Source organism: Fredinandcohnia onubensis, assembly GCF_002734215.1.
In the GTDB taxonomy this organism is placed as follows: Bacteria; Bacillota; Bacilli; order Bacillales; family Bacillaceae_L; genus Ferdinandcohnia; species Ferdinandcohnia onubensis.
The window spans coordinates 1-11839 of record NZ_NSEB01000035.1 but is presented as its reverse complement, the minus strand read 5'-3'; the positions used below and the strand labels follow the sequence as shown (position 1 = coordinate 11839).

Below are 11839 nucleotides of genomic sequence, written 5' to 3'. Positions count from 1 at the left end.
TATGTGTCTACTCTATAGGGTACATTTTATGAGAGGACTGTTGCTTTTTTTGTTTCTGGATTAAAAATGGATTGGAGCTTAATCGTCCTCACACATACTGAACAGAGTCTAAGTGAAGGTACGAATACAGGTTAATCGTCCCCTCACTCAGCGAACAGAGCTTAAGTGAAGGTACGAAAACAGGTTAATCGTCCCCTCACTCATTGAACAGAGTCTAAGTGAAGGTACGAAAACAGCTTAATCGTCCCCTCATTCACTAAACAGAGCTTAAGTGAAGGTACGAAAACAGGTTAAACGTACCCTCATTCACCGAACAGAGTCTAAGTGAAGGTACGAAAACAAAATAATCCTACCGTCACCTATGATCACACCATAATCTTACAGATATCATTTGTGAATTCTACTGGGTCTTGAATTGGTAGTCCTTCAATAAGAAGAGCTTGGTTGTATAATAAGTGAGTATATAAATCTAACTTCGTTTGATCGTTTTCAAATGCATTTTTCAATGATTGGAAGACTTCATGTTGTACGTTGATCTCCAGCACTTTGTCAGCTTTAATGTTTTGGTTATCTGGCATGGCATTTAGCACTTTTTCCATTTCAATGGAGATTTCACCATCCGTTGATAAGCAGACTGGATGTGTTTTTAGACGTTTTGAAATTCTTACATCCGTTACCTTGCCAGTTAATGCATTTTTCATGTATTCAAATAGCTCTTTGTTCTCGTTTTGTTCTTCTTCCGTTGCTTTGTCGTTTTCATTTGGTTCAAAGCCTAGATCGCTGCTTGAGACAGATTTAAATTCTTTTTCCTTGTAATTCATGAGCATTTTAATCGCAAATTCATCAATATCCTCTGTGAAATAAAGGATTTCATAGCCCTTATCAGCCACTAATTCTGTTTGTGGTAGTTTATCGATTCGTTCTACTGAATCACCAGTTGCATAATATATATACTTTTGATCTTCCGACATTCTAGATACATATTCATCTAATGTGACAAGGTTTTTCTCTTTGGAAGAATAAAAGAGTAACAAATCTTGTAATGTTTCCTTATTGCTTCCGAAATGACTATACACCCCAAATTTTAATTGGCGACCAAAGCTATTATAGAACTTTTTATAATTTTCGCGTTCATTCTTTAGCATGCTTTGTAATTCGCTCTTTATTTTCTTATTGATGTTTTTCGCAATAAGCTTTAATTGTCGGTCCTGCTGAAGCATTTCTCTTGAAATATTAAGTGATAAATCCTCAGAATCTACCAACCCCTTAACAAAGCTAAAATAATCTGGAAGCAGGTCGGCGCATTTGTTCATTATTAAAACCCCGTTTGAGTAGAGCTCAAGTCCCTTCTCGTATTCCTTTGAATAATAGTCAAAAGGAATATTTTCAGGTATATATAATATTGCATTATAGCGGATTGTTCCATCAACACTGATATGAATATGTTTCAGTGGCTTATCAAAACCATAGTGTTTTTCATTATAGAACTTTTCATAGTCTTCATCTGTTAGTTCGCTTTTGTTCTTTCTCCAAATTGGAACCATGCTGTTGATGACTTGTTCCTCAGTAACCTGCTCGTATTCAGATTCGCTTCCTTCTTTAAGTTTACTTGTTGTAACATCCATCTTTATTGGGTAGCGAATGAAATCTGAATACTTTTTAATTATTGATTTTAAACGGTATTCTTCTAAAAATTCATCATACGTTTCATCTTCAGTGTTTTCTTTGATTTTTAAAATGATATCTGTACCGACTGTATCTTTTTCCACCGTTTCAATGGTATATCCATCAGCACCCGTTGATTCCCATTTGTATGCTTCTTCACTGCCCAGTGCTTTACTTACGACAGTCACAACATCTGCAACCATGAAAGCAGCGTAAAATCCAACACCGAATTGACCAATGATATCGTGACCATCTTTAATTTCCGTTTCCTTTTTAAAAGCTAAGGAACCACTTTTTGCAATTGTTCCAAGATTCGTTTCTAGCTCTTCCTTTGTCATACCGATTCCAGTATCAGAAATGGTAAGAGTTCTGTTATCCTTGTTAGCGGTAATTTTAATGAAGTAGCTATCTTTATCAAATTGATAACGATCATCGGTTAGCGCCTTATAGTAGATTTTGTCAATCGCATCGCTGGAGTTTGAGATTAGCTCCCGTAAAAATACTTCTCTCTGCGAATAAATGGAATTAATCATCATTTCTAATAACCTTTTAGACTCTGCTTTAAACTGCTTTTTTGCCATACTAAATCCCCTTTCCGTAAATAACTGTTACAATTTTATTGTTCTACGTTAGCACTCTAGATCCCGGAGTGCTAACACCCAATTTTTTAATAACATATATTTTTTTCTCTGTCAATCAAGTTGCTAGTTAATCTTTTAAAAATGTGGTGATTTTCTCTTTATGATTTTGAAAGGATTGTTCACCAAGCTTTACGAGGAAATCGATATATTCTGGTGCATCAAATGGAACCTCTCGGCCAAGTTCTTCATTTATGCGAACATAGTTATCACTTAGTAAATGCTGACAATGATAAGTTACCGATTCCGATGACAAATGCAGGGCGAGATCGAGTAGTTTTGGAGTCATTTTCATCGATGGAAGATTAAATGGCAGCCATTTATTTACGCCCCATTCTTTCTTTTTTTCAATCGAGAAGTCAATTTTTTGTAAACCTGTCCCAATTGATAAAATTTGAATGTCGGATAAATTCTTCTCAAAATAGTGCTGGGCTTCGGTAATACAAACAAGCGAAGGATTATTAGCCCAAAGTCCCCCATCAATGGCTAAATAGTGATTATTAATATTATTTGGTGGGAAAAAGACGGGTGCTGAACATGAAGACAGAACGGCATCCCAAAGCTTTATGGAGTGATCGTCCTGTTCTGCATTCCCATAATTCGTTCGGTGGACAAAAGGTTTTCCATTGGTAATATCAACTGTCGGGATAAGCAAGGGTTTTTCTATATCAAATAATGTAATTTCACCAAATGCTTCTTGAATATAGTGTCGTAAAAATTGATCACTGTACACACTCTTTAGAAACCCTATTTTCGCTTGCTTGGTAAAAATCTTTTCCCCGTATTTGATGTAGTTTTCCTGTACATCTTCCATATCTATCTCTAGAGTCGCTGAAGCAGCAATGATTGATCCAGTACTCGTTCCTGCAACCATATCAAACATCTCAGAGATGGGTTTTTTATATTCTTTTTCTATTAAGCGTAAAATGGCAACAGCAAAGACTCCGCGAATTCCGCCCCCATCAATGCATAAGATTTTCATATTTTTCACCCATTCCCCATTTTTCCTATTAGTATTCCCTTGGCGGCACATAGGTATAAGTAGCAAAAAAGATGCCCTATAAAAAGGCATCTTACGCTTTTGTTCTACCTATTTTTTTATCCATACCCGATTCCCCTCTTCACGAAAGGTTAATTGCTGTTTATCAAGTAACTCTAAGAAAGGAATGAGATATTTACGAGAAAGTGAAAGAATTTCTTTTGCTTCTGATAAACTAAAACGATCGCTTGTTTGAGCTTGTAGCCTAGCGACAGCTTTGTCAAAAGCATTTTTGTGAACCAATGTGTCTTCACCTAGTAAGAATGCTTGAGTTGTTTTTAATAGATAGGCTTTAAGCTCATTTGATGCTTGATTTTTAATGGCAAATTCTTTTATATAATCTGGCCATTTTTTTGGTTGAATACCATCATTAAGAAGAGATGCTACAATGTTCTCTAGCGGCCCTTTCGGTAAGCTTGGGCAAAAAGTTGCTACTAATAAATATTGTTCGTCCTTTTTAATGGCTCTGTTTTGTTCTAGTTCATTTATACAGTATTCTATTAGATTTTTATCTTGTTTAACCTCTTGAAGAAGTTCAGCCTTACTTATTCCTATTCGTAAAGGAAATTCTTCGTGATAATTGGTTAATTTTTTGAGGATCACATCATTTAGTTCGGAAACGGTTCGTTTCAAACTATAACCCTTCTCATTAACTTTGATGTACTTTCCCGACGATAAAATCTCTTCAACCTCTTCCTCTTGTAAGGAAGATAGCTGAATTAGCCGAAGCTTTGATAATAGCTTATGAGTATGAAGTAAATCATCAATGATTTCTGATGGTGAACGTTTCATATGTTTTTTGAGCATAGTTATGGTTTCTTCACCAAATCTGTATTTTTGAGCTTGTGGCTGAATAATCCATCCACCACCAAGTGTTTCAACCGGGGTAGGTCTTCGTAAAATAAACCTATCCCCGCGGCGTACAACAATTTCTTCATCTAATCGAATCTGACAAAGTATCTCATCCGATGATTCCTGAATCTCATTTCGGTCAAAAAATATAATTTTTCCGTAAGCTTCTGTGGTACCTACATGTAGCTTGACTGGTGAACGTTGCTTTAGTGGAATTGATAGTGATGAAGCAAGCTGCAGTGATACATCAATCGTGTTTGTTACTTGAAAGTTTTCTGAATCTACTAGCACGTCGCCACGTTTAATCTCGTCTTTAGTTGCTCCGGTGATGTTTAGTGCTACACGTTGCCCTGCCTGCGCCTGTTCTGTTTCTTGCTTATGTACTTGAATTTGGCGTATTTTAATCTTTTTCTCTGATGGCAAAAGGGTTAATGGACTGTCTTTTGTCACAATGCCTTCAAACACGGTTCCTCTAACAACAGTACCATGTCCTTGAACTGTATAGGCCTGGTCAATTGGCAAGCGAAATGATCCATTACGATCTCTTTGGTTAAGATTATTGAGTTCCTTTTGAATAGCTTGTTTTAGTTCTGGTATTCCGTTTCCTGATAAGCTATCAACATACAGGATTGGAGCATCCTTATAATCCGTTTCGGAGAGTAAATCATTTATCTCATCGACAGCGAGTTCGAGCAACTCCTTTTCTACCCTTTCAATCTTTGAAACGACAATCATACATTTCTTAATGCCCAAAATTTTTAATATTTGGAGGTGTTCTTTTGTTTGTGGCATAACCCCTTCGTCCGCTGCAATCACAAGCAACACAAGATCAATCCCGGCAACACCGGCAATCATTTGTCTAATGAATCGCTCATGTCCAGGTACATCCACGATTGATACGTGGATTCCGTTGTCCAATATAAGGGGTGCATATCCTGGTTCAATCGAAATATTACGCTCTTTTTCTTCTTTTAACCGATCGGTATCAACACCTGTTAATGCTCTCGTGAGGGTTGTTTTCCCATGATCAATATGTCCCGCCATTCCAATGGTGTAATAGACTTCAGTCATTATTTCACTCCTCTCTTTTTATTTACCGTAGTCTCTTCCTTCTACTTTACTAGGAAGCTTGATGCAAATTCAAGCAGGATGATTATTATTTGCCTTAAAAATAGATTCCTGTATATAATGAAAGATGTTCAGTTTTGGGGTTGGCTGGGGTGCTGGTGTCCCCCTGGGTCTTCAAAACCCTGAGGGAGGCGCGTGTCGTCTCCGGTGGGTTCGATTCCCACACAGTCCCGCCAAATAATTTTCTCTTAATATATGCTACTAAAGAAGGATTTCATGATATAGCAAAAAAACTGGGTGAAAAAGGATTATTCCTTTTTCATCCAGTTTTTTATTGCAATTCCATTTTTAAATCTGCTGCTTTTGTCCATCCAATTACTTTTAGACCATGATAGATAATTAAAGTTATGATAATTGGAAGGATAATTCCAACAGCGATATAAATTGATAAAACTATAGCACCCTGCTCAGCTAAGATATTAATAGGTGCGATTAATGAGTTAAGACCAAGTCCAGCCAATTCATAAGGAACTTGAAAATCAAAAATTAACGTTGCGATTGGAGCACAAATTACCGCAGCGATAAATGGCGGTATAGCAAGCCTTGGATTCTTGACTAAGTTCGGAAATTGGACCTTTGGAGTAATTAAGGATTGTGCAATGTTTGCCCCCGCATCATTTTGTTTAAACGACATGGCGGTGAATCCAGCAAATTGAACTGTACAACCAATTAAAGCGGCCGCACTTGAAACAGGATCAAGCTGTAATGCAATCGCAATTGCCGCGGAAGATGCAGGTGACATTAGGAAAATACTCCAAACGAGAGAGATGACCATAGGTCCAATAATAGGAGAACCAGCAACAGATGTTGCTATTTGTGCGCTTAACCATTCTAGTAATGGTGTGGTAATGATTGATAAAAATACACCCGCGATCCCTCCTACAAAAATAGCAGCAAATGGTATTGCCATCATATCAAGTTTTGTTTTTCCAGCAACACGCTTCCCTACCCAAGTTGCAACAACTGCAGCCATCACTGCACTAAGTGGTTGTCCTGTTACTAATGTGACTCCATTTTCAGTCATCTGAACCGCACTTGCTCCCACCGTTGAACAGGCCATTGCACTGAAAATGACGAGTGTATTACCTCCAAGCTGGTATGCTATACCTGCTCCAAGAGCTGGGGCTAACATAAGTTGTGCCGAAACTCCGATTATTGTAAAGCCTTCCCAACCAGTAAATGTTCCAAGTGATTCCATTAGGAGACCTATTCCAAGGGTAACTAAAACCGCATTTGCAAGTCCTTGTGAAGCTTTATACATTCGATCAATCAAATATTCTTTTGTTGCTCGTTTCATTGTGTAGTCCTCCTGATGTGTAGGTTTCTGAATTTTTAATCAAACTAAAGCAAAAAACGTAATTTTTGCAACTGAGTCTTAGAAATCTTACTGTTTACATGATTATTTATCATGATATAAATTGTTATAATGATATAGTTATTTTCAGATAGTGTCAACAATTGATTTTATTCTGAAAAGTTAAAAACGCTTTCATTTCAGAAGTTATGTACTTATATATCATCCCCTTTTAAGGAATGATAGTCTGGTGCATTATCTAATTGTTGTTATGGTAGGATAATGATGAGCTATACTAAGTCAAATTAATTTCTAAAGCTAAGTTTCTTATGCTAAAATAAATTTTGAAAATAGGTGCTAAAGTTAGGTACCAAAATACTAAGTGTGGAAGGAGTGAAGTTGATGTCTAAGAAGGAAGAAATCATTAAATTGACCTCCCTTTCAACAAAGGCTGGCTGAGGATGCAAAATCGGTCCTGAGGACCTGACGCAGGTTCTGCGTCATTTACCAAAAGCTACGCCAAATCCAAATTTATTAGTTGGTCTTGATACGCCTGATGATGCAGGAGTATATAAAATCAGTGATGATCTTGCGCTTGTGCAAACACTGGACTTTTTCACCCCAATTGTGGACGACCCATATATGTTTGGGCAAATTGCTGCAGCAAATGCTTTAAGCGATGTCTACGCAATGGGAGGTAAACCGATTACGGTCATGAACATCGTCGCCTTCCCTATTAATACATTGGATAAAAGTATTTTAGCCGACATCCTCGCAGGTGCTGCGGAGAAAGTAAGAGAATCAGGAGCTTCTTTGGTTGGTGGACACTCCATCGATGACAAGGAGCCAAAATTCGGATTATCCGTGACAGGTACTGTTCATCCTAATCGAATTCGTGCAAATGTCGGTGCAAAACCAGGTGACCGCCTTATTTTAACCAAGCCAATCGGTGTTGGGATCTTAACAACAGCTATTAAGAGAGACCTGCTAGAGGAAAAAGATATCAAAAAAGTAACAGACGTCATGGCAACATTAAATAAAAATGCTGCCGAAGTGATGGAAAACTATCACGTCCATGCTTGTACAGATGTTACAGGGTTCGGTCTTCTCGGTCACGCCATGGAAATGGCTGAAGGAAGCCGAGTTGGCATGACGATTCAATACGAAAATGTCCCTATTTTGCCAAGAACAAAAGAACTCGCTGAACAAAACGTAGTTCCAGGAGGAACAAAGAAAAATCATGCTTGGTTAGCAAAACGAATTGAGTATAGTTCTGGTCTTGATGAACTTGATCAACTCATTCTTTGTGATGCGATTACGTCAGGTGGACTTCTTGTATCTGTTCCAGAAACTGAAGCCGAAAAAATGCTACAAAAACTACACGAAAACAATGTAGAAGCGAGCATAATTGGTGAAGTAACAAGCGAAAAACCTGGAATGATTAAGGTAATCTAAAGGACTCTAGTTTGAGTCCTTTTTAGGTTGATAGGAAATAATAACATTAATGAAATTTACAAAATGAGGTGTCAAATTTGAAAACCAAAACTATTTATGTTCTTTTTCTAGTTTTAACCCTCCTTCTTACGGCATGTGGTTCAAATACTAGTGATGAAACCGAAAATGAGAAAGAAAAATCCTTTACAATTGGTGTCATTCCAGTCCAAACGGTTGGTGAAATGGAGACAGCAATGGATAAGCTTCAGAGTGTATTAACGGAGAAGTTAAACCGCGAAGTAACAGTAGAAGTGTATCCTGACTACAATGGTGTCGTAGAAGCAATGAATTATGACAAAATCGATATGGCCTATTTTGGTCCATTAACATATGTTGTGGCCCATGAAAAAAGTGGTGCAAAAGCGATCATCACACAATTGATTGACGGTGAGCCGTTTTACCATTCTTACATCATTACTCATAAAGATAGTCCGTTAAATTCTATCGATGATTTGGTCGCTAACTCAAAAGAAATTGATTTTGCTTTTGGTGATATTAACTCAACATCAGGCTCTCTCATTCCATCTATCGAATTACAAGATCAAGGTGTGTTTAAATCTGAAGATGAGCATAGTTTTAAAACAGTTAGATATACAGGTTCCCATGATGCCACAGCCTTAGCGGTACAAAATCAACAAGTCGGTGCCGGAGCTATTGATAGTGCAATCTATAATCAGTTAGTTGAATCTGGAAAAGTAGATGGTTCGTTAATTAAAACGATTTGGCAATCTGAAAAATTGTTTCAATATCCATGGGCGGTACATAAGGATACTGATGCCGAGACCATTCAAAAACTTAAAGATGCCTTCTTAGCAATTAAAGATGACGAAATTTTAGCTGCGTTCGGCGCGAGTGGATTTACAGAAGCAACGGATGAGGACTATGCAAGTATTCGGAAAGCTGCAATTAAACAAGGAATTATTAATGAATAGAGTTGATACTCATGTGGTTTAAACGAACTACTTTTCTAACTGTAGTTCTATTGGTTATCGGGATTTTTATTAGTATGAGATTAACCGAATTTGACTTATCAAAATTTCGTGATTTTCGAAATATGATTGATTTTCTTTCGCAATGGTTTCCAATGAATTACTCTGCACTACCCCGATTGCTATGGGATAGTGCGGAGACTCTTGCGATGGCTTTTCTAGGAAGTTTTTTTGGGCTAATTATTGCCTTGCCAATTAGCTTTCTTGCGGCAAAAAACACTTCACCATCCGGCATTGTTTACAATTTTGTACGAATTCTAATGAGCTTTGTCCGCTCAATTCCGGAGATTGTGTTCGGATTGATTTTATTAACGGCACTAGGGCTTGGCCCCTTCCCTGCTGTATTAGCTATTATGTTTCATAATATAGGCGTTCTTGGAAAATTAATTTCAGAACTAATTGAATCTGCAGAAGCTGGCCCACAGGAAGCAATGAGGGCAGTTGGAACTAAAAACTGGTTAGCATCCGTTTTTAGCATCCTTCCACAAATTTGGCCGAATGTCTTATCACAATATTTTTATCGGTTTGAGGTAGCGATACGTACCTCCCTCATTCTCGGATTTATTGGAGGTGGCGGGATTGGACAGCGACTATTTAATGATTTTAAAAGCTTTCAATATTCATCTGTGTCGTTGGACGTTTTGCTAATCATGGTAATCGTCATTATGGTGGATTCGTTTGGAAGCTACGTTCGGAATAAAGTGATATAAAGTTTAAAAGCCAGACACAAATAGTGACGATGCTTTTGATTGGGGGTATGTATGTAATGATTGAATTGAAGGATGTAACGGTTTACTATCCAAATACAAATAGACCTGCATTGAAAACTGTAAATCTTCACCTAACAGAGGGCGAATTTGTCTGTGTACTCGGTAAAAGCGGTGCGGGGAAATCAACGCTCATCCGCTGTATGAACGGGCTTCAACAGCCAACTAGTGGGGAAGTATTTTTAGATGGCGAACTTTTTACAAATAAAAATAATGAAGAACAACGGCTCATACGAAGAGAAATCGGAATGATCTTTCAGCATTTTAACCTCATCCCCCGCTTGACTGTATTGCAAAATACATTAACAGGCATGTTTGGCTATCGGAGTTCGCTGAAAAATTTACTTGGGATCTTTTCTAAGGAAGAAATTGACCAGGCAAAACGTGTATTAGGAGTTGTCGGTCTTTCTGAATTTGAAAGTCGTCGGATTGAACATTTAAGCGGTGGTCAAAAGCAGCGAGTTGGAATTGCACGTGCATTATTACAAAAACCTCGTGTGTTTCTAGGAGATGAACCGGTAGCAAGTTTAGACCCAGGCACGGCTAATCGTATTCTTTCGTTACTAAAGGAACTGCATGAGCGCCACAGACTCCTATCCGTGATAAATCTTCATGATGTTGGACTAGCAAAACAGTTTGCTTCAAGAATTATTGCCTTAAAAAGCGGTGAAATCATTTTTGATGGAAATTCCGAACAGTTTACTGAAGAAATCTATGAACAAACTTATCATTCATGAAAAATATCCATTCATAGGAAGTAATTGTTTTCTTTTTCGTGAATTGATATAATTTTTTATATTAACAGAAAAGAAGGTACATGCTTTGACGAAAAAGAAATTACAATACTGGCTTATTCAGATCCTTTTGATTTTAACGATTGTCTATGTTTCAACGAAAATTACCTTTTTATTTGAACCAATTGGTGTGTTTTTTTCTACCATCTTTTTCCCCATTTTGATTACGGGATTTCTTTATTTTCTATTAAATCCTGTTGTCAAATTCCTTCACCGCCATAAGGTTCCGAGGAGTTTAGGGATTATCATTATTTACATTGCGTTTTTTGGGTTAATCGTGTTAGCAGTTGGAAATTTAGTCCCTATTATTACAAAACAATTTGCAGCCCTAGGCAATGCCCTACCTGGCTATGCCAACCAAGTGATGGACTTTTTTGAGAATTTCTCAAAGTCCTCTGAATTTAAGTGGATTCAGGATGAACAACAAGAGCTTCTGAATACGATTGAAGAAAAACTAATTGCATTTGCAAATACTCTTCCAAACCGTATTACGGGTGGTATTACACAAATTATTGGTTTTGTGACAAATATTGCAATCATTCTTGTGACTGTGCCTTTTCTATTATTTTATATGTTCAAGGATGGCGACCGTTTTCCACAGGCTATTGCAAGATTTTTTCCAACCGACTACAGAGACGAAGCTTTAACTATTTTAAAAGAAACTGGAGAGACACTCTCTGCTTATATTCAAGGGCAGGTAACGGTAGCATTAGCTGTTGGAACCTTATCGTTTATCGGGTATTTGATCATTGATTTACCGTTTGCGCTTGTCATGGCATTGATTGTTGCAGTAACGAATATTATTCCGTATGTTGGACCATTCCTTGGTGGTGCACCTGCAGTCATTGTCGCATTATTTGACTCGCCTACGAAGGCATTGTTAGTCGTCCTTGTGATTGTCATCGCCCAGCAAATTGAAGGGAATGTCCTTTCCCCTCTAATTCTTGGGAAGACGCTCGATACGCATCCGGCTACGATTATTATTCTTTTACTTGCAGCAGGAAATCTAGCAGGAGTATTAGGGATGATTCTAGCGATTCCAACCTATGCGGTTATCAAAACGATTGTCATCAATATTGTGAAATTCCTAAAAGCCAAGAAAAAGGCCGAACTAACAACAGACGTGTAAATGAAAACCACGGGACTTATTAAACTGTACCCTGTAGAGTAGACACTTAA

General features: G+C 37.6%; 9 protein-coding genes and 1 tRNA gene. 6 read left to right on the top strand and 4 right to left on the bottom strand.

Translation table 11 applies throughout. The features are described from left to right. Positions 1-365 precede the first annotated feature (365 nt). The 3 genes from htpG to selB form a co-directional block, all read right to left on the bottom strand. Positions 366-2246 carry a molecular chaperone HtpG gene (gene htpG, locus CKK03_RS23420; protein ID WP_099364886.1) on the bottom strand — a complete coding sequence of 627 codons (1881 nt, stop codon included), beginning with the start codon at positions 2244-2246 and terminating at the stop codon, positions 366-368. 127 nt (positions 2247-2373) lie between these two features. Next, entirely contained in the window at positions 2374-3285 is a 912-nt protein-coding gene (locus CKK03_RS23415; protein WP_099364885.1) for a CBASS cGAMP-activated phospholipase, read from the bottom strand. A gap of 108 nt (positions 3286-3393) precedes the next feature. After that, positions 3394-5265, bottom strand: a complete 1872-nt coding sequence (selB, locus tag CKK03_RS23410) for a selenocysteine-specific translation elongation factor (RefSeq protein WP_099364884.1) — start codon at positions 5263-5265, stop codon at positions 3394-3396. 136 nt (positions 5266-5401) lie between these two features. Between selB and CKK03_RS23910 the strand changes: the two genes are divergently transcribed. Further along, positions 5402-5498 (top strand) — tRNA-Sec (locus CKK03_RS23910). Positions 5499-5593: 95 nt separating this feature from the next. Here the strand turns inward: CKK03_RS23910 and CKK03_RS23405 are convergent. Further along, complete coding sequence (locus CKK03_RS23405; RefSeq protein WP_099364883.1) at positions 5594-6619, bottom strand: PTS sugar transporter subunit IIC; 1026 nt, start codon at positions 6617-6619, stop codon at positions 5594-5596. Between the two features lie 399 nt (positions 6620-7018). On the opposite strand from CKK03_RS23405, the gene selD reads away from it, so the two are divergent. From selD to CKK03_RS23380, 5 genes are all read left to right on the top strand, one after another. Next, the gene (gene selD, locus CKK03_RS23400; RefSeq protein WP_099364882.1) at positions 7019-8071 is read left to right on the top strand and encodes a selenide, water dikinase SelD; all 1053 of its coding nucleotides are present in this window, start codon (positions 7019-7021) and stop codon (positions 8069-8071) included. Positions 8072-8148: 77 nt separating this feature from the next. After that, positions 8149-9042, top strand: coding sequence for a phosphate/phosphite/phosphonate ABC transporter substrate-binding protein (gene phnD / locus CKK03_RS23395; protein WP_180271366.1), 894 nt, complete (start codon positions 8149-8151; stop codon positions 9040-9042). A gap of 11 nt (positions 9043-9053) precedes the next feature. Beyond that, positions 9054-9809, top strand: coding sequence for a phosphonate ABC transporter, permease protein PhnE (gene phnE / locus CKK03_RS23390; protein ID WP_099364881.1), 756 nt, complete (start codon positions 9054-9056; stop codon positions 9807-9809). Between the two features lie 56 nt (positions 9810-9865). Next, entirely contained in the window at positions 9866-10603 is a 738-nt protein-coding gene (gene phnC / locus CKK03_RS23385) for a phosphonate ABC transporter ATP-binding protein (RefSeq protein ID WP_099364880.1), read from the top strand. Between the two features lie 85 nt (positions 10604-10688). After that, positions 10689-11789 carry an AI-2E family transporter gene (locus tag CKK03_RS23380; protein ID WP_099364879.1) on the top strand — a complete coding sequence of 367 codons (1101 nt, stop codon included), beginning with the start codon at positions 10689-10691 and terminating at the stop codon, positions 11787-11789. The last annotated feature ends 50 nt before the right edge of the window (positions 11790-11839 follow it).

What these genes read in the sequence shown, in the direction of transcription:
- selB (WP_099364884.1), bottom strand. Translation starts at nt 5,265, where the DNA reads ATGACTGAAGTCTATTACACCATTGGAATGGCGGGACATATTGATCAT.
- phnC (WP_099364880.1), top strand. Translation starts at nt 9,866, where the DNA reads ATGATTGAATTGAAGGATGTAACGGTTTACTATCCAAATACAAATAGA.
- CKK03_RS23405 (WP_099364883.1), bottom strand. Translation starts at nt 6,619, where the DNA reads ATGAAACGAGCAACAAAAGAATATTTGATTGATCGAATGTATAAAGCT.
- phnE (WP_099364881.1), top strand. Translation starts at nt 9,054, where the DNA reads ATGTGGTTTAAACGAACTACTTTTCTAACTGTAGTTCTATTGGTTATC.
- htpG (WP_099364886.1), bottom strand. Translation starts at nt 2,246, where the DNA reads ATGGCAAAAAAGCAGTTTAAAGCAGAGTCTAAAAGGTTATTAGAAATG.
- CKK03_RS23415 (WP_099364885.1), bottom strand. Translation starts at nt 3,285, where the DNA reads ATGAAAATCTTATGCATTGATGGGGGCGGAATTCGCGGAGTCTTTGCT.